The organism is Bacillus sp. B-jedd (assembly GCF_000821085.1).
In the GTDB taxonomy this organism is placed as follows: domain Bacteria; phylum Bacillota; class Bacilli; order Bacillales; family Cytobacillaceae; genus Bacillus_D.
Genome location: NZ_CCXR01000001.1, coordinates 262,392 through 281,437, shown reverse-complemented (window position 1 = coordinate 281,437; position 19,046 = coordinate 262,392). Strand labels below are relative to the sequence as shown.

Annotated in this window: 15 protein-coding genes and 1 pseudogene; 6 read left to right on the top strand and 10 right to left on the bottom strand. The window is 42.9% G+C overall.

Annotation, left to right across the window (positions count from 1 at the left end; genetic code table 11):
• Positions 1-8 precede the first annotated feature (8 nt).
• Both BN1002_RS01395 and BN1002_RS01390 read right to left on the bottom strand, forming a co-directional pair.
• A complete protein-coding gene (locus tag BN1002_RS01395) occupies positions 9-1,703 on the bottom strand; it encodes a serine hydrolase domain-containing protein (protein WP_048823277.1) in 1,695 nt (564 codons plus the stop codon).
• A gap of 489 nt (positions 1,704-2,192) precedes the next feature.
• Positions 2,193-2,402: pseudogene (locus tag BN1002_RS01390) on the bottom strand (aromatic ring-hydroxylating dioxygenase subunit alpha); the annotation flags it as partial.
• A 172-nt stretch (positions 2,403-2,574) separates the two neighbouring features.
• On the opposite strand from BN1002_RS01390, the gene BN1002_RS01385 reads away from it, so the two are divergent.
• From BN1002_RS01385 to BN1002_RS01375, 3 genes are all read left to right on the top strand, one after another.
• Complete coding sequence (locus tag BN1002_RS01385; RefSeq protein WP_048823275.1) at positions 2,575-2,946, top strand: hypothetical protein; 372 nt, start codon at positions 2,575-2,577, stop codon at positions 2,944-2,946.
• Between the two features lie 75 nt (positions 2,947-3,021).
• The gene (locus BN1002_RS01380; RefSeq protein ID WP_048823274.1) at positions 3,022-3,708 is read left to right on the top strand and encodes an ABC transporter ATP-binding protein; all 687 of its coding nucleotides are present in this window, start codon (positions 3,022-3,024) and stop codon (positions 3,706-3,708) included.
• Positions 3,705-6,131, top strand: a complete 2,427-nt coding sequence (locus BN1002_RS01375) for an ABC transporter permease family protein (protein WP_048823273.1) — start codon at positions 3,705-3,707, stop codon at positions 6,129-6,131. The genes BN1002_RS01380 and BN1002_RS01375 overlap by 4 nt, the downstream gene beginning before the upstream one ends.
• A 298-nt stretch (positions 6,132-6,429) precedes the next feature.
• Here BN1002_RS01375 and BN1002_RS01370 read toward each other — a convergent pair whose 3' ends face one another.
• Positions 6,430-7,407 carry an aromatic ring-hydroxylating oxygenase subunit alpha gene (locus BN1002_RS01370; RefSeq protein WP_048823272.1) on the bottom strand — a complete coding sequence of 326 codons (978 nt, stop codon included), beginning with the start codon at positions 7,405-7,407 and terminating at the stop codon, positions 6,430-6,432.
• A gap of 299 nt (positions 7,408-7,706) precedes the next feature.
• Here BN1002_RS01370 and BN1002_RS01365 point away from each other — a divergent pair, with 299 nt between their 5' ends.
• The gene (locus BN1002_RS01365) at positions 7,707-9,038 is read left to right on the top strand and encodes a uracil-xanthine permease family protein (protein ID WP_048823271.1); all 1,332 of its coding nucleotides are present in this window, start codon (positions 7,707-7,709) and stop codon (positions 9,036-9,038) included.
• A 66-nt stretch (positions 9,039-9,104) separates the two neighbouring features.
• Here the strand turns inward: BN1002_RS01365 and BN1002_RS01360 are convergent, their stop codons facing one another.
• Positions 9,105-10,154: an LLM class flavin-dependent oxidoreductase gene (locus BN1002_RS01360; protein WP_048823270.1), complete on the bottom strand. Its 1,050-nt coding sequence runs from the start codon at positions 10,152-10,154 to the stop codon at positions 9,105-9,107.
• Between the two features lie 73 nt (positions 10,155-10,227).
• Complete coding sequence (locus BN1002_RS01355) at positions 10,228-10,818, bottom strand: DedA family protein (RefSeq protein ID WP_048823269.1); 591 nt, start codon at positions 10,816-10,818, stop codon at positions 10,228-10,230.
• A 149-nt stretch (positions 10,819-10,967) separates the two neighbouring features.
• Between BN1002_RS01355 and BN1002_RS01350 the strand changes: the two genes are divergently transcribed.
• Entirely contained in the window at positions 10,968-11,537 is a 570-nt protein-coding gene (locus BN1002_RS01350; protein ID WP_048823268.1) for a uracil-DNA glycosylase, read from the top strand.
• A gap of 53 nt (positions 11,538-11,590) precedes the next feature.
• On the opposite strand, the gene BN1002_RS01345 is transcribed toward BN1002_RS01350, so the two are convergent.
• The 3 genes from BN1002_RS01345 to BN1002_RS01335 form a co-directional block, all read right to left on the bottom strand.
• Complete coding sequence (locus tag BN1002_RS01345) at positions 11,591-12,469, bottom strand: hypothetical protein (RefSeq protein WP_048823267.1); 879 nt, start codon at positions 12,467-12,469, stop codon at positions 11,591-11,593.
• 198 nt (positions 12,470-12,667) lie between these two features.
• The gene (locus BN1002_RS01340) at positions 12,668-14,701 is read right to left on the bottom strand and encodes a Na+/H+ antiporter (protein ID WP_048823266.1); all 2,034 of its coding nucleotides are present in this window, start codon (positions 14,699-14,701) and stop codon (positions 12,668-12,670) included.
• 152 nt (positions 14,702-14,853) lie between these two features.
• A complete protein-coding gene (locus BN1002_RS01335; protein WP_048823265.1) occupies positions 14,854-16,509 on the bottom strand; it encodes a M4 family metallopeptidase in 1,656 nt (551 codons plus the stop codon).
• Positions 16,510-16,918: 409 nt separating this feature from the next.
• Here BN1002_RS01335 and BN1002_RS01330 point away from each other — a divergent pair, with 409 nt between their 5' ends.
• Complete coding sequence (locus BN1002_RS01330) at positions 16,919-17,584, top strand: DUF2306 domain-containing protein (RefSeq protein ID WP_048823264.1); 666 nt, start codon at positions 16,919-16,921, stop codon at positions 17,582-17,584.
• Positions 17,585-17,839: 255 nt separating this feature from the next.
• Here the strand turns inward: BN1002_RS01330 and BN1002_RS01325 are convergent, their stop codons facing one another.
• Positions 17,840-18,154: a nitrous oxide-stimulated promoter family protein gene (locus tag BN1002_RS01325; RefSeq protein WP_048823263.1), complete on the bottom strand. Its 315-nt coding sequence runs from the start codon at positions 18,152-18,154 to the stop codon at positions 17,840-17,842.
• A 219-nt stretch (positions 18,155-18,373) separates the two neighbouring features.
• Positions 18,374-18,706 carry a hypothetical protein gene (locus BN1002_RS01320; RefSeq protein ID WP_048823262.1) on the bottom strand — a complete coding sequence of 111 codons (333 nt, stop codon included), beginning with the start codon at positions 18,704-18,706 and terminating at the stop codon, positions 18,374-18,376.
• Positions 18,707-19,046 lie beyond the last annotated feature (340 nt).

Here is a 19,046-nt window from a genome sequence, read left to right as displayed (position 1 = left end):
AAATTTCCTCAATAACTCCTCTGCTTCCATCCGTCGCCATCAAAGTTGAGTTCAATCGGCTTACCATCTTTTGAAACGAGTTTCAACTTGTCCACGTACCAGCCGCGTCCGTTCACAGAACTATCTGTCGTATAAGTGAAGCGGATAAACTTCGCACCTGCAGGGATTTCCGCTTCTTCGGAGACCCAATCAACGCTGCTGCTGGTGAATGTTTTTGCCCGCTCCCAATTCAGTCCGTCGACAGACCATTCAAGATAGCCATAATCAGCACTCGCTTCGATCCGGTACCATGTTTCAAATGACAGCTTCGCAGGCTCTGCCAATTCAACCTCCGCTAAAAGGGAACGGTTCAGCTTATCCCCGTAGCCCGAGAACCAGGCTTTGCCATCGGGAATCCTAACCGGGATGGCATCGGCTACCTGCCTTGCCAGCTGCCTCCGGGCAATATTCGTTGTTACCGTATTCCTTGTCGGGTGCACCCTGTTCGTCAGCAGGATGGCAATCGTGCCATTATTCCTGTTCACAACGATTGAAGTGCCTGTGTACCCGGTATGTCCAAGTGTCGAGCCTTCAGAGAGCGCATCCATGAACCAGCCTTGCGCCAACTCCCAGCCCAAGCCATGATCATTTCCCGGAAACTCTGGAATCTGGTTTTCAATCAGCATTTTAACGGTTTCCGGTTTCAAGATTTGCTCGCTTCCATAACGGCCGTCATTCAGGTACATGTGCGCCAGTTTCGCCAAGTCGCCCGCCGTTGAGAAAACACCGGCATGGCCTGCAATCCCGCCTAAGGCCCAGGCATTTTCATCATGAACATCTCCCCAGACGATACCCCTGCCCGTCCATGGCTGGAACTCGGTTGCGGCAACCCGGCTTTTCAGGCTTGCAGGCGGATTGTACATCGTATCCTTCATGCCAAGTGGTTCTGTGATATAGTTCCTCACAAACTCGTCCTGGCGCTCTCCGGAAAGCCGCTCAATCAAGACTCCGAGCGTAATCATGTTCAAATCACTGTATGTATATTTTGTGCCCGGCTGATTGCTCAACGGATACTTCAAAACGATATCTATTCTGTCCTCGCGGTTTGTACCCTGCGTATATAGAGGAATCCAGGCGGCGAAGCCGGAGGTATGGGTCATCAGCTGGCGGATCGTCACATTTTCCTTTCCGTTCGCGGCGAATTCAGGAAGATATTTCGCAACCGGGTCATCAAGGCCAAATCGTCCCTGCTCATAAAGAATCATCGCTGCGGTTGTGGTGAAAATTTTGCTGATGGAGGCAAGGTCAAAAATGGTATCCTCCCTCATCGGGATCGGGTTTTCTGATTCAGTAAATTGATCATCCTCATACTTGTAGGCATATCCATAGGCGTCGTGCTTTACGATATGGCCCCTGCGGGCGACAAATGCAACCGCGCCCGGCATGGCTCCCTCAGATATCATCTGATCCATGTAGGAATCAATTTCATTAAGCGGCTTTTCCACCATCCCCGCTCCGCGGATTGATCCCTTGTGCAATACTGGTGATAATGGACCGGGATTGTCCCAGGAAAAAACAGGATGCGCCTTTTGAAAGCCTGCTTTTCCTTCCCTTTGTTCAATTGATGGCCCCGGGTTCTGATTTCCTTCCTCGGCAAACGCCGGAACGATCGCCCCTGTAGCCATCACAGCCGACAATGCAAGAATAAGAGGGGTTTTCTTCATTCTTTCTCCTTCCCGAGCTATTGCTCAATAACCATAATGTAAAGGCTTACAATTACTATTTATAGACTATCCAACTTTCCATTTGGCTGTCTATCCTCCCTTTGGCACACGAAAAGGGGCTATTTCATTTCCAGCGGCATTTTTTCCAGGCTTAAAGAAGGAGTAATTGACAAAATCCGAACCGATTTTGCTAAAAAAACTGTCCCCGAAGATTACGGCTGGGACATTTGGATTATTTTTTATTTTTGCGCAGGGCAGGTTGGGAAATATTTTACAGGCTCACTTTTTTATCTGGCTCATCCACATCTGACTACTCCGCTCACTAACCCGCCAACCGCAAACGTCTGGATTTTTGCAAAAGGTTTTACTCAAAAGTAACATTTTGTCCATGTTGGGAAACTCAGAATAATTAAAATGTGCCTGGTGCCCAAATGGGACGTTTTCTGTCCAATTTGGGTGCCAGGCACTATATCTAAAACACTAATTCTATCAATCTGTCCCTAAGGTAACGCCAATTCGCTTCAAGTACTGTCTGTAGGCGATGCTCATCCGGTCGCATTTCAAGGACAGTTCGACCTGCAGATCAAGCGGAAGGTCCTCCGGTTTTTGATTCTCGACAATCGGCTTGTCCTGGGCAAAAATCATATCCTGGAATTCAATGGTTTCCTGGTCGGTCGTTCCTGTTTCATAGTTGAATGACGTCGCCGCAGGAATCATTTAGCTTATAGCATCCAATCGAAATAGTACAACAATAGAATATTTAAAATATTCCAAATAATTGTTGTTTTTTCTCAAAATAAAGGTTATTATGTAGGTGGTAATTACCATAGATTACAATTATTTACTTTTTTTACGAAAGGTAGGGTTGAAAATGAAGTTTTTAAGACAAATTTGCACCAGTGTTTTTGCAGTTGCTTGTGTCTTAAGTTTTGGATTCGGAATCGTTTCCGCGGCCGAACCATTAGATGCTAACATTTCGCCAGCCATCGTATCATATTTAAAAACCACATCTAAAGAAGTGACTAAAACTTTATCATGGGGTGGTGGTGCTGGTGCCATTTACAATGTTTCATATAATGATGGTTTAACTAACAGAACATTTTCAGCAAATTATTATTCAGCCCCACATAAAGTAACTTATACCTTGGGAACCTATAGCACCTACAAATGGAACAACTATTTAAGAGTATCAAATGGCACACTCATTGGAACTGCTTCCGGAAGTGTCACCCTTTCAAGATAATTAGATATTATAAGATTCAATGCTGCCTTTCAAAAATGATGGGCAGCATTGACTCTGGATGGGAGAATCCGACAATTGATTACTATCGCAAACGTAGGCAAGTCATTTGAAACCTCCTCTCATAAAACCCAAATCTTAAAAAATATCAATGCTCATTTTAATAACGGAATATGGACGTCCATAATAGGTCCTTCAGGATCCGGTAAAACAACTCTTCTCCATACAATTTCCGGCTTACTTGAACCGGATCAAGGTGATGTGCTTTATAACGGAGTCAACATTTATGATTTAACTGATAGAGAACTTCGATTCTTTCGAAGAAAGAATATAGGATTTGTATTTCAAGATTATAAACTTCTTCCATACTACTCTGTATTGGATAATGTAGCTTTACCGTTATTAGATGAGATCCCAAAGAAAATACTTTATGAAAAAGCTAAAAGCGTCTTGAAAAGCGTAGGAATGAATGACGAATTGTATACCCGTTTGCCCGGGGGACTCTCTGGAGGAGAAAAGCAACGCGTTGCTATTGCTCGTTCTTTGATTAATGAGCCAAAGGTATTGATTTGCGACGAACCGACAGGCAACCTGGACATCGAAAATAGAAACCTAATTATACAATTATTATTGAATTTAAAAAGGAGGGGGTTAACTCTAATTGTTGTTACTCACGACACGGAGGTAGCCGATAACGGTGACATTCAATATAAATTACATCATGGATTTCTTGAAATGATTGCTCAGGCAGAGGTGGTCGAATGATTCAGCTTGCCTTTAAAAGATTATGGAACCGAAAGCTTTATTCATTTGCAATCTTTTTTTCTTTTATTTTTTTATATATTTTAGTCCCCGCTGTTCTGGAATTATCCAGTCAGGCAAAATTAACTGTCACCCAGGTAATTGAAGATTACGGAAGAGGTACATATGATATTTTAGTTCGCCCGTCAGGTACAAGAACACCAGTTGAACAGAGATTTGGAATGGTTGAGGAAAATTATATTGGAGATAGCAAAGGCGGTATCAGTATAAATGAATGGGAGGAGATAAAGAAAAATCCTCTAATAGAAGTAGCAGCACCAGTCGCTTCTGTTGGTTATTTCAGTGGAAAGCGCCTTTCCGTAAGTCTACCTCAATTAACTGAATCTACCCGTTTTACTTGGCAGTTTGTTACATCAGACGGTTTAAAGAAATACCCACTTAATGTTCCAACCAGTTTAGTCTATTTCAAGGAGTCTACTCCGGGCAATATACAATATCTAAAAAATATGGACAAAGGTGATACAGCATCAGGGGGTGGTATGGAAATAATGTTTCCCTCTTCCCATCATTTATTGGTCGGCATTGACCCAGAAAGTGAAAGTAAAATAACAAAGATCGATTTTAGCGGCTTTAATAATGAAATGGAAAAAAAGGATTTAGAAATTTTTAGAAAGAATTTCGGGAATGTCCCTATTATAAAAGTACTTCAACGAAAAGATATTACGATTCCAATTTTTTTGAACTTAACGACTGAATCATTAGATATCGAAATAAACAATTACCGAAAAAAGCTTGGAATTAATCTGGATGAATGGTTGATGGCAGCAAATGGCCAAAGCATAAAATTAGTATTGGAGGAATTGACCAACTTAAAAGCGAAAGAGACAAAGCAGTTCAATATTAATTTATCACCATTTCAGAGACCTTTTGATGGTACAGCTGTTTTCCTAAACGAGAAGTTTGAAGCAGAAGAGGCCACTGATTATGTTTCAGACAGAGGTTTTACTTCCGTTTACTATACATCGAGTAAACAAAACTATATCATCAACAATAACCAAATTAAGGTAAATATTCTAGATCACGGGCCCCCGCCTTCCTATAAAGAGGTCCAAAGACAGGGGGCAAGTTTATATGACTCTTTTGATGCCCCCTTTATAATAGAACAAGTGGGATTTTTTGCTCCGGAATTAAATATTTCAAAAGATTTAGCCTCAAGTCCGCTTGGTATATATACAACTTCAGAAACAAAGGATATAAATGGAATATCTTTAACACCTACTACTGTACCAGGCAGCTTCATTCCCCAGCCGGCGGGTGGATTAACGACGTTGGATGCTGCAGAAATAATAAAAGGGAAAAAGCCTATCGATGCTATCAGGATAAAGGTGGCTGGAATCACAAAATATAACACAAACGCACAGAATAAAATCGAACAAGTCGCCACTAATTTATTAAAAAAAGGGTATGAAGTGGATATTGTTGCAGGCTCCTCCTTCAAAAAAGTTGAGCTCGATGTTGAAGGAATTGGAACAGTCATTGCCCCATGGACTACACTGGGCGTGGCCCAAGAGTTAAGTAAAAAATGGGATTTTCTAAGTTTAATCACTGTAATATTTTTTACTTTTTTCGGGTTTGTTTGGCTAATTGCCCGCTTAACTTTTGAAAAAAATGCATACCTAAAAGAAAATGAGTTATTATCATTGATTGGTTGGCAAAAAAGTGAAATATTCTGGAAAAACTGTTTGGAGCAATATATCATACAGACCTCATCACTTTTGATTGCAACTATTGTATTAACCACATTAAAAGCTGAGCCAAGATCTTTTTTCATTTCGTTCATACTTTGGGTTTTTTCAATTATATTCATTACTCTTTTATTATCTAAGAAAACAAGCATTCGAACCCGAGCATCAGAATATCCCTGGTTGCCAGCAATCGTACACTACAGAAGATTTATTATTCCAACTATGATAGTTCTCGCCTTATCGTTAATCTTAATTGCAATTCAGGTTTCAAACATTGGATTTATTGCTGAACAATCAAGCTTGACGGCGCTCGGTGAATTTACAGTGAATAAAACATTTTGGCTAAGTATCGGCATTTTGGTCACAACTGTTATTCTATCGGCAATGAGTGTTGGTGAATGTTTAACAACCCTTCTAAATTCAAGAGCATCGGAATTTCACTTATATAAACTGTTAGGCTGGACGAAAAAACAAATCTTTCGTCACTTTTCAACAGAAGTATTTATTTGGTCAGGCGCAGCTTTGGCAGGGAGTATTATTAGCAGCATCCTGATATTATTTTTTTTAAAGGTTTCTATGAAATGGATTGCCTTTGGATCAGCCGGAGGCCTCCTCATAGTAAGCTCATTGATATTTCTATTATTGATTAAAAGCACTAAAGAAGTAATGACTGATGTATAAGCTAATTGGAAAGAGTCATTAACCGGAAAATGCCTGTCTCTTCCAAAACTTTGTCTATTAAATGACAACTCTCGGGAGGGCAGGCACTTTTTTGTTTTTGAATTATGTTGATTGTCTTCAGAGGCACGGATAAGATAATAATCTTAAAGGGCTACTCAGGCTGTTGAAAAAGTTAAATCAACAGTCTTTTTATGTTGGATAATATTAATAGTGGGTAAGGGCTGCAAGGAGGCAATAATCACTATGGGTGTCCAACATATCCTACGAGCTGAGCAGTTTTCTTCATTGACTATTTCTATCAATCTGTCCCTAAGGTAACGCCAATTCGCTTCAAGTACTGTCTGTAGGCGATGCTCATCCGGTCGCATTTCAAGGACAGTTCGACCTGCAGATCAAGCGGAAGGTCCTCCGGCTTTTGATTTTCGACGATCGGCTTGTCCTGGGAAAAAATCATATCTTGAAACTCGATCGTTTCTTGATCAGTCGTTCCGGTTTCATAGTTGAATGACATAATGCCATAGGCAACCGACTTGCTTTCATCAACAGGAAGGATGGTTAGCAAAATCGTCATCTTATTGTCAGTGTCAGGATCTCTTTTTGTAAACAGGACGGTCAGCGGGCGAAGAATCTCATACGTATAGTAAACATCCTTTGCCACTCCAGAACCATCCGGATCCGGCTGGAAGATGGCGATTTCATCGCTATAAATCCGGCCGCCCTCCGCATGCACTTCGTAATCTCCAATGACAGGATGCTCCTGCACGCCAAGGTATCCTTCATGGATGAACGATAAATGGCCGACATCGAGAAAGTTTTCAACAACCCTTGGCGGCTTTGCATGAACCTGCTGCGGGCCCCAAAGAATATTGCGATAGCTCTCATCCGAGAATTGCGGGTAAGAGAACATTTCCGGGTTATTGTTATTGAGGTTTACCCACACAAACCCATATGCTTCCCGACATGCATATTTAATTGCGCGCGCCTTTAATGGAATGGACCTTCCTTTAGGCAGCTGAGGAATTTTCGTGCATTCACCCTCGGAATTATATTCCCATCCATGGTACGGGCAGACAAGGTTTCCATCCCTTACGCACCCCAGCGACAGGGCGGCGCCGCGGTGGATACATAAATCCTTAAAAGCGTGGATGCCTTTCTCATTGCGGAAGATAACGACCCTTTCACCCATCATCATTACTTGAATTGGTTCATCATTTACGTCTTCTATTTTGCATGCAACAATCCAATCGTTGCGTAAAACATGATCCTCCACAATCACCTTTATCATCCCTTCACTTTTCAGTATCTGATGTCTTTTATTTTAAGAAGCTATTTGAGGAAAGTCAATAAAAAGACGAACATTAAATTATTTTTATATTTAAATATACGTATTTTCTATTTACAACCGCCTTAACGTTATTTATAATTCAACTATAATTTGCAATTCGGCTATAGTAGAAATTTAATGATAATTAAAAAAGGTTTGCAAAGTTGATGTTTTCCATAGAAGAGCACTAATTGTAATTCGTTTATTAACCACATTGTATAAATTTATGAAAAGAGAAGGAGATTTGACCAGTGGAACCAAACGGAAAAAACACGAACATTTCAGTAGGCATCGATGAAAAGATTAGCTGGGGGAAAGCCTTTTTGCTCGGCATGCAGCATGTTCTTGCCATGGACTTGTATATTGCGCCAATCATTATTGCGGGATTGCTTTCACTCGACACGATGAACACAACGTTTTTCATTCAAATGTGTTTTTTGGCGGCCGGTGTCGCGACTCTCATCCAGACAATTGGCGGACTGCGGCTGCCGGTTGTCCAGGGCCCTTCCTACGTTCCAATCGGCGCCCTTGCGGCAATTGGAGGAAAGCTGGGGCTCGGCGCGGTTTTCGGCAGCCTTTTGCCAGGAGCTTTAATCATTGCGGTTCTCGGCTATCCCCTTAAGTGGTTTGCAAAAACGGTCAGGAAAATCATCCCGCCACTCGTTGGCGGAACGGTTATTGTAATAGTAGGTATTTCTTTAATGCCAAGCGCGTTCAACAGTATTTATACCGCGCCAGGCAATGTCGGCCACAATGTGCTGATCGCATTTGTATCTGCCGCCGTTTTAGTAACCTGCATCCTTCTCGGGAGGAAAACAAAAGGCTACGGAACCTTTTTCCGTCTCGTGTCTGTCATACTGGCGATTGTCATTGGTACTCTTACAGCATCGTATTTTAGCACGGTCGATTTTTCAGCGGTGAAAAACGCTTCTCTGTTCTCACTGCCAAGCTTTTTCCCCTTTGGAAAACCTGTCTTTGATTTGCAGGCGATCCTGACAATGGTCTTTATTTATATGATCATCTTGATAGAAACAACCGGAACCTGGTTTGTCGTGTCAACCGTCACGGACAGTGAATTGGATGATAAACGGCTAAACCGCGCCTCCCTTGGTGAAGGGCTTGGCTGCTTTGTCGGTTCATTGTTCGGTGGGACGCCAATGACAGGTTATTCCTCGAACGCAGGTATCATCGCGATAACAGGAGTAGCAAGCAGAATGGCGGTCGTCGCCGCAGGAATCATTTTGGTCGGGCTCGGCCTATTGCCAAAGCTTTCCGCCGTCATCACGTGTGTGCCGCAGCCAGTCATCCAGGGAATCTTCGGAGTCGTCTGCGTCGCGATTGTCATGAATGGCCTAAAAGTCATCCAGACAATTGAAATTGATGACCGGAATATGATTGTTATCGGCGTTCCGATACTTCTTACAGTCGGAACGATGGTCCTTCCAAAAGAAATCCTGTACAGCGTTCCGGATTTCGCAAACTATATCCTTTCATCCGGTACAGCTGTAGGCGCCATCGCGGTGCTTCTATTAAATCTAATTGTTCCGAATGAGCGGAAAACCGCCGTGGCAAAAGAAGCATAAAATGAACAAACACCCCATCCTAGCAAAATCGCTGAGTTTGGGGTGTTTTTTTGTCTTCCAGCTATCTTATTGTTCCGCTTCCCATCTGGCAACTTCTTCCCTGACACGCGGGGCAACTTCCTTGCCGAACAGTTCAATCGCCTTCATCACATCCTCGTGCGGCATCGAACCTACCGGTACATGAAGCATAAACCTTGTGATGCCGACTTTTTTGCGCAAAAAGATGATCTTTTCTGCAACGGTTTCAGGATCACCGACATAAAGGGCGCCTTCTAAAGTTCGGGCCTGGTCGTAAGCCCTTCTGGAATAAGGCCCCCAGCCGCGTTCCTGGCCGAGCTTGTTCATTACGTACTGAGTCGGCGGGAAAAATTTATCAGCCGCGGTCTCCGTATCTTCGGCGACAAACCCATGGGAATGGGAGGCGACCTTCAGTTTGGATAAATCATGCCCGGCATGCTCGGCCGCTTTCCAATAGAGCTGGACTAACGGTGCAAAATGGAGCGGGCTTCCGCCAATAATGGCAAGGACAAGCGGCAGCCCAAGCAGCCCTGCCCTGACAACGGACTCTTGATTACCCCCGCTACCAATCCAGATTGGCAGCGGATTCTGGACGGGACGCGGATAAATGCCAATGTTATTGATGGAAGGACGGTGCTTCCCGCTCCACGTCACCTTTTCGGACTTTTGCAGAGCCAAAAGCAAGTCGAGCTTTTCCTCAAACAATTCATCATAATCCTTCAAATCATAGCCAAACAGCGGGAACGACTCAATGAATGATCCCCTTCCCGCCATAATTTCCGCCCGGCCATTCGTAAGCCCGTCAAGTGTGGCGAAATCCTGGAAGACACGAACCGGATCATCCGATGAAAGGACCGTTACCGCACTTGTCATCCGAATCCGTTTCGTTTGCATGGCCGCGGCAGCAAGCAAAACGGCAGGAGATGAAGCGGCGAAATCCTCTCGGTGATGCTCCCCGACCCCGAATACATCCAAGCCAACCTGATCAGCGAGGACAATCTCTTCAGCAACCTCACGCAAACGCTGCGCATGGCTGACCACCTTTCCGGTGTCCGGATCCGGAGTTGTTTCCACAAAGGTACTGATGCCTAATTCCATCTATAAATCCTCCCAGTCTGGAGCTGTTTTCTCCATTGTACCCCTTCATCCCGGGAACCATTGGCCCTGACGCTCATTTTCTTGATTTCTTTTTCCAAATTAAATAAACGACGGCTGCCAAAACGATTACGATAACAAGATAAAAGCTATATTTTTCCGCAAAAAACCTGACTTTTACCCAGTCCTTTCCCAATACTCTTCCAAGCGTAATAAAGGTGAATGACCAGATAAAAGCTCCAGTATAAGCAAAGACAGCAAACTTCCGATAGGGATAGTCATTGATCGCCGCGATGTAGGCCGAAAGATGGCGCACCCCCGGTATAAAGTAACCGACCAACAGGAGCACCGGGCCTATTTTGTTAAAAAGCTGGCCTGTGTAATTGATTTTTTCCTCAGTTATGTGAAATTTCGGCCCGTACTTATGCAACAATGGCGAACCAAATTTATGGCCAATCCAATAACTCAAGCTAATCCCGCCTGTCGCTCCGGCAAAAGCGCTTAATAAAGAAGGTAAGTAGGATAAGTTCCCTTTAAAGACATTAAAGCCCACATATGTTAAAAGCACCTCATCCGGAATCGGCAGGCCGACAATGCCGCCAATTAGCAAAACGATAATACCGAGATAGCCATAATGCTCTATGATAAAATTCAATTTCTCAACCATTTCCACACCACCGAATAGTCGATTAAATTATTCATTACCCCATTCCGCTGAAAACTAAAAGGGAACTGCAAATTAGCAGTCTCCCTTTTAGTATGGCGGGAATAATTGGGCATATTAATAAAATCACTTAATGGAAAGAGTGAGGAAGAATGCCAGTTTTTTGCGCCTCCTTGTGGCCGGAGGAACCGACTCCACAAGACCAGTTAAATTGTAGTGAATGCGGACTTGATAAGCACGGATCCAGAATGATTTGGGGTGAAGGGAATCCAAACGCGCCAATCCTCATTTTATTGGACAATCCCGGCGCCCGTGAAGACCAGGAAGGCAATCCCTTTGTATGCGGCACGCGGGAGACCTTGCAGAAGGCCGCTTATGAAGCGGGATTTTTCAAGGAAGATTTGTACATAACGTATGTATTAAAAAGAAAACCGGTAAGAAAATACGATAAGGAAAAGACGAGAGCAATTTGTATGAATCATCTAAAGGCACAACTTGAATTAAAGCAGCCACAGTTAATATTCTGCCTTGGAAATGTTGCAGTCCAATCTTTCTTTCAGGATGAGGAAGCTGATGTAAAATCATTACGGGGCGGAGTTCACGAGGTGCGTGGATATAAGACTGCCGTCGCCTACCACCCATTGGCAGTGAGGCGCCGGCCGAATTTGTGGCCATATTTTCTTGAGGATTGGAAACACTTGGCCAGGTTTTATTACAATTAAAAGCAAAACTATATTTACTAGAATTAAACGTTAAACCTACAAAGCCAGCCCGTCTATTTCTTCGCGGCACTTTTATATTCCTCAGATCTCTGTTTATAAGCCTCCTTAGTCACAGCCTGAAACACGAGCTTTTCGCCAGATGGCCAATTGGACAAGTCAAACTTCGCTGCACCCTCCAAAAAGTTTCCTTCCAGCTTGGTCTCTTTACCTTCAATTTTTGTAAAGAGCTCAATGATTTGACCGTCTGTAATTCCGTTCACTTCATATTCAGTCTCTTTATATGCATTATTTCCGTTCGCTGCTTTCTCCTTCACAAGCAGTGAACCTGATATCTCTCCCTCCAGAAGGGCTTCATCAATTTTCAAAAACAGCAGTGCTGATTCATCTTCCCTGGAGGCTAGGTATCCATAGACACTCCTTAAATCAGAAAAAAATTCCCTAATCCGATTCTTTTCCTTTTCCTCTGAATGGTAAAGGAGATACTCGAATTTTTCTTGTTTTGCCTGCATTATATCTTTCATTTCATCTTGATGAACAGCCTTATAAGAACTACTTTCCTTCTCCCCCTGGTCTTGTACATAAAGCGTTCCTTCAGAGAACCAGGCATCAACCGTCCTTTTTTGCTTTCCCTTGCTAATCGTTAAACGATAACCTCGACCAGTCACTTCGCCAGTCACTGGACTGCTTTTTTCTTCCATAACCGGCGGGTCCCCGATTTCCTCAACCACCTTCTGCTGAAGCAGTTCACCTGTTACTTTTCCATTGCTGCTCTTTAAAACGAACCATGTTAACGTGTCACCTTCATTATTCACAAAAGCATCTGACTGATTCAGTGGATCTTTCCGGTCTTTTGCATAAATGGATGCCCACCATGTTCCCGCGACAACCAGGACTCCAATAACGAGTCCTATTACCCATCGTTTTTTCCCCACTTTGTCCGCCCTCCTTTTCACATCAGAAAAAAGACCAGTAATCGTGTAAGGTAATTTTGCAAGTCCCCGTCCCGAATCCCTGGTCTATGAAGCGTTCTGTCATGTTTGCGGCAAGCACTATCGTTAGCAGGCCCGCAGTTTTTCTAGGCTGTTAATTTCATTATCCTTGATTTCTCCTCATTTTGAAATATGAAAAAATCACTCTTCATATTCATACAAGGTCATACTTTCAAGATAGTTAATGAACCTGCGGAGTTCTTTCGCCTGATCTCTCCCGATTTCGCCATGTTCGTACATTCTGTGTATTTCCGCACGTTGGACATCCACCACCCGCAAGCGGAGTTCTTCTTTTTGCTCCTCCGTTTTTTCATCATAGACAGCTGTGGGATGCTTCACTTTCTCGATCATCCGTTTATAGTCCTCGATGACCCAATTCACAGCGTCAGGCACCCGAGCCTCTTTTGCAAACTCCTCCAAAAACTTCAACGCTGATTGCATGGCCTTCATTTGGATTCCACGGCTCAACCGTATCCTGGCGATTTTTTCCTCTCTATCCTTCTTCGTATGAAACCAAACCCTTCGCCAAGCCCTACCCAGTAATCCAATGAAAAAGAGAGTTTCTGAACGGACATTGTTGGACAAAGCCTCTTCCCGATGGTCAAGAGCCTTCTCAAAAGTAATAAATACATCGTCATCCATTCTGTTTTTCTCCATCAGTTCTCGGATATAGGCCCTCTCGGCTTTTATAGCCATTAATCGTACATCCGTCACTGTTTGCTGAAAGGTACGTGCATTCTGTACATTCGACAGTTCACGGGGGTGTATCTGCCGAAATCTCCGTTTGTATTCAGCCAATAGCTCATGGGAAGCTGGATTATTTTTTTCATTGAGTTCTTCCCTGATCTTCTTGACAGCGGCCAAGAGAAGTTTCCTCTTAGCCTCTTCAGTGCTTATGTAGTGATTCGGTTCTCCCGCGATGGCCTCCCCGCCGCTAACAAGCGGCAAAATTACAGTAGCGGCAAGCAAGGTGAATAGAATGACGCCTGATGCCAGAAAAAGAATAAGCGAGCGTTCAGGGAAAGCAGCGCCACTAGCGATTGTTAAAGGAATGGACAGGACGCCCGCCATCGTCACAGCGCCGCGGACACCCGCTAAACTTGTCACGAGTGAGACTTTCATATTCGGCCTTTCGGCATTTTTGGTAGTTAAAATATGAAATTCATAATAAGCAGTAAAGACTGACCAAATAAACCTGATTCCCAATATAACCAGACCCAGGGCAATCACATAACCAATGATTAACCAGTTGCCCATGTTCGGGTTCAGGACTGCCTCCGCCATAGATGAGGGTATGTTCAACCCTAACAGAAGGAAAACAACACCATTTAAAACGAATAAAACCATCGACCACGTATTCTCTGTCAGTAATTGTTCTTCAGCTACAATCGTTTCTGTCTTTTCCCTTACAAGCCCATGTAAAATACCAGCCGTGACAACAGCAATCACTCCCGAAGCATGAAGCATGTCTTCAGCCACGATAAAAATAATAAAGGGCGACATAATCTGCAGCAATGAATGAAAGGTCAAATCAGTAATTCCCTGTTTGCGCAGCAAGAAGCGAACCCAGATAATCAAGATTTGCAAGACAAAACCTGTCAGGACACCGGCGATTAACATATAGGAAAAATCAATGACGGCTTCCTTTAAGGAGAAGTAGCCGGTAACTACGGCTATAACAGCATAGTTGAACGCGACCAGGCCGGAAGCATCATTAATGAGCGATTCCCCTCTAACTAAATTCAGGATTTTTTCAGGAATATGGATTCTTTTTGCAATTCCATTAACTGCGACGGGATCCGTCGGTGACAAAATCGCCGCCAGCGCGAAGGCCGCTGCCAGGGGAATGCCTGGAATCATCCAATGAATGAAAAAACCGCCGCCGATTGTCGTAACAAGGACAAGAACAATTGCATTTCCAAAAATGGACCTTCTCATTTTCCATAGTTCTATCCTTGGAAAATGCCGGCCATCGTTATATAGCAGCGGAGCTACAAATAATAGCAGGAACCACTCGGTTTCTATCTCCAAATTGAAATCCCTGAACAAAAGCGCGGTAATAATTCCAAAAACAATCTGGGTTAAGGCTGTCGGAATAAGTGGGATATAATGGCTGATGACATTCGAGATCAACAAGCAAATAAGCAATATAACAATCGTTAGCAGTAAGTTCATCCCATTACCTCCCCTTATGAAATATACATTATTGTTCCCTATTTAGGAAAATACCAAGCTCTGTCAACCAATGTTTTATACCCTTGAAAAATCCCCCAAACTCGAGGTCTGGGGGATGAAAAGTACCATTTATTTTTTATTTTGGCTAATCCTTAGTAAATGCCGACTGCATCAAAGCCGGAGTTAACCGCAGCGGCCTCGGTGCTGTTTTCGCCATAGAGGTCAACGGCGGATTGGACAATAGCCCGGCGCGCATCACTGAATTCAGAATTCGGAGTCAAATAAACTGTTAAAGCCCGATAGTATATCTGGCCTAATTTCTTTCTGCCTATTTCTTCGCCAATCAAGTATGCCGCATGGTTTGTAATAGAGGAGTTCACGTGGACACCGCCGTTATCCACTGATGTCGGCATATGGTAATATTCGTCCATATGAGCAGGATAAACCCCGCTTCCATATGCTGCTCTTTGCGCGTTGCTAACCACGACACTGTTTGGGTCGCTCATGCTGCGCAGTCTTGTTACACCGTCTGCTTTTGCCTCAGGCGCCATAATATCCTCGCCAATTTCCCAATCGTCATCATCAACAAGAGCCCCGAAAACATCGGCGAACGATTCATTCAAAGCCCCTGGCTGATGGCGGTAGACCAGATTTGCCGAGTGCGTGATAACGCCATGTGTCATTTCGTGGGCAGCCACATCAAGGCCGGCCGATAACGAAATGAAAAACTTCCCATCGCCATCCCCATAGGTCATCCAACGGCCATTCCAGGAGGCATTATTATAATCCTTTCCATAGTGGACCCTGGATACAATCGCCATCCCTTTTCCATCCAAAGAATTACGGCCATGCTCATTTAGAAAATAGTCATATACCCTCTCTGAATTGTAATGCGCATCGACAGCGGCACGGTCATAGTCGCCCATAAACGCGGCTGAGTTTCCAACATAAAGAGTGTCATTACTCGAGGAATTATCATTCTTCGCATCATAAGTGAGTATACCGTCAAGATCTTTATGACCATAATCCGCTAAAGCAAATTTGGTCTCTGTTTCCGGCCCTTTCACTCGGGTGATATGTAATTCCCTATGATCGCCATGCACTCCTTTTCCGGCACCCTTCTGCGTCTTCATTTCATCGGCATGCATTAATCCGTTATACTGATCGACCACTTTTCCTGTTTTCGCATCAACAAAGACAAACCAGTTCCCAGGTTCTTCTCCCATGAAGTTGACATTTACTTTATAGGCTGTATGATTTTTTCCTTCAAATGGATAAACAACAAGCTCAGCCTCCGGTTCATAGGTTAATTCCTCAGGGGCATTGACAGCCGCTAATGCTACATCAACCGCAGAGTCAATACTTACAGAAGCAGCTGTGTCCACTGGGTGATCGGAAAGCGACTGGTTGATTCGTCCGTTGACTGATACTATTTCATCCTTTTCATTAAAATGAACTACAATTTCAGCTCCCTCGACTGGCACTCCATTTATTGCCTGGTTGAATCGGACGTGAGTCATACCCAGATGATCCTTGTCCACACTTTTCATCTTTAGATTTTTGCCTGGACTATTGATTCCGGTCTTACCCTGGTTTTTCTCCAGATAAGCAATTGCGTTCGATGGGGTGCTAGCTGAAAACCTCTCCTTAAAACGTTCCTTTACAAACAGTGGTACACTTGCCTTTTCATTCCACTCCTTCAAACTCTGCCGGCCCGTATCCGGCTGCGCAAATACGCTGCCAGCAGGAAGAGCGCCCGCCACCAATCCAAGCGACAAAACAACTGGGACAAACAACTTTTTCTTCAAAAGCTATTACCTCCTTTTTGTTCAAGCGCCTTCATTATAGTGGAATAAAAATAAATTTAAATGAATATTTAGAATTATTAATTTTCCAGTTGGTTTATGGTAAAATATCCCCATAACAAACTATGTGAAATATGCTGAGTTCCAGGCAAGTTTTAATGAAATGAATGCTATGGCTAATTTAGTAACTATTAATCTAAATTTGCTTATGGTCTTTCTTGACTAGTAGTTTAGAGGGATATCACTAAAAAGACACAATGCAAAATACTCCGAGAGGCTTTATAACTACCAGAAAATGAAGTCCCGCCAAGCATACGGAGTTGGGAAAATTTTCTTTCCTAAGGGTTAAGTGTCAATTAAAGTAACAAATATATTCATTAATAAACCTTTATTAAGAGGGAGGCCTCACCCTTTGTTCTCTTCACTAATCAAAAAAATTGGAACTGGAACTTTAATGGTTTTTGTTGTTCTTTTGGCTGTTTCCGCAATTGTCCGCTACTTCTTTTTAGATCCTGCCATTACTAATAAAACACTAATAGAACAGGGAATGCATCTCTACGATTTTCACTATAAACCATGGAATGCTGTCTTGCTTGCCCACATCATTACGGCTTCAATCGCCATTGTAATCGGTCCTTTTCAGTTTTCTAAAAAGAGTAGGCAGAAAAAATTGCATCTTCATAGAAACATAGGGAAAATTTATGTAGGCCTAATCATGATTAGCGGCATTACAGGCATTTACTTATCCTATTACGCTTTTGGCGGGATTATATCAAAACTCGGCTTTCTGGCCTTATCCATCGCCTGGCTCCTGACCACCTATTTGGCCTATAAATATATCCGCAAAAAAAATATCCTTCAGCATGAGCGATGGATGATTAGAAGTTACGCAGTCACCCTCGTTGCAATAACCTTTCGAATTTGGTCGGCTGTGATCGGCTATTCGCTTGACAACTTTCAGCTTGGCTATACGGCAGCCATTTGGGTCAGCTTAATCGGAAATCTAGCTGCGGCCGAATACCTGCTGCGTAAAAAAACCGCCTCTCATAAAAAAACACCCCATCTGGCGGCCATTTAACTATGTAATATTCTTTGTTCGTTAATGGAATTATTAAGGTCAATCAGAAATATCTGGCTAACCTTATATTACTTACGGGTGTTTAGAAATAAAATAATACGAAAAGGCTTAGAGTTGAAGATAACTCTAAGCCTTTTTAACTGTGAAATCTACTGTGTTTTGCATTGTGGAAATTATGTTATTTCCATATGATTAGGTCTGTGATTTAAAGCTTCGGGCCACACAAGTAAACCCATTATAACGGACAGGGGCCGTTCATTTATTTAAGAGGTGCTTAATAGAATAAACAGGGTGATAAAGAATCATCCACGGGCCGGCATAGCGCATAACCTCTTTGATCTTTTGCCGATATATCGGTTTATAGCAATGGACCGGACAGTTGGAACAGGCCGTTTTCCCTTCCCCAAAACGGCAGTATGACAGCCTCTTTAGTGCGTACGCTTTTAAATCGCGGCACTCCCCGCAAAGCTGATTGCTATGATGCTTCTTCCGGCAATATAGGTCAATCATCTTTGTGACCATTTCCATTTCCTTTTTTACAACAGGGCCTGAATTCAGCGTTATTGCCATAAAATCATGACCTCCCGTTTAAAATTGTTCTTATCTTTAAAGATAGCACATGCCTTTAAGGGGAAATCTGACATTCTATTGACAAATTCATTAATTAGAAAGAGGCCCTGACAACATCCATCCACTTATAAAGCGTAAAAAGTTGTTTATGGGAAAGGGGATTAAAAATCGGAGTAATAGATTGTAAGGAGTTAATCAGAAGAATGAAAAACTGACACATTAACCAAAAAACACTTTAACATTGCCTTCCTTTTTCGCTGTTGTTGAGCAGTTTTTTATAAAATCATTGATTTGCTTTCCATCCCACCGCAAAAAGTCATAATTCGCATGGGCTGAATCCTTATTATTGTATTGCTGTTCGAAAACATTCAACGCCTCTTCAATTTGCTCGCTCGAAAAGGTGGTGCCCCTTCCCGACCCACTGACACCAGCGTAATATTCATATGCATTGAGCAGGCGGTAAAGGATGAGAGCATTATGATTGCCCATGCTGAAACGGGCATAAGCAATTTCTTCTCCTGCTTTATTGTAGCCGTAAATATCGTGTCCCATTGTAATCCTCCTACGAATTCTTTGTTCAAAAAATGGTGAACCTGGAATAATTCTTCGCAGCTTACTCCTTTCAACAGTATTTTTAAAACAATTTTGCAGAAAAAATATATGGAACTTAAGCATTTCCCTCATGTCCCTACGAGGAAATCCTAAAGTTTCATCCGGATAGAATGGAAGGAGAGAGTTCATAAATGAGGATTCTTAGGAGTCATTGTTTTAACTAATTAGAAGAAAAGGATTTAGGTTCATAAAAGGATAAAAGAAATGAGAAAGGATTTGGAGATATTGTGAGGTTGACACTTTAATATTTCCATAGGTTACCAACCCTGTCAATGAGCAA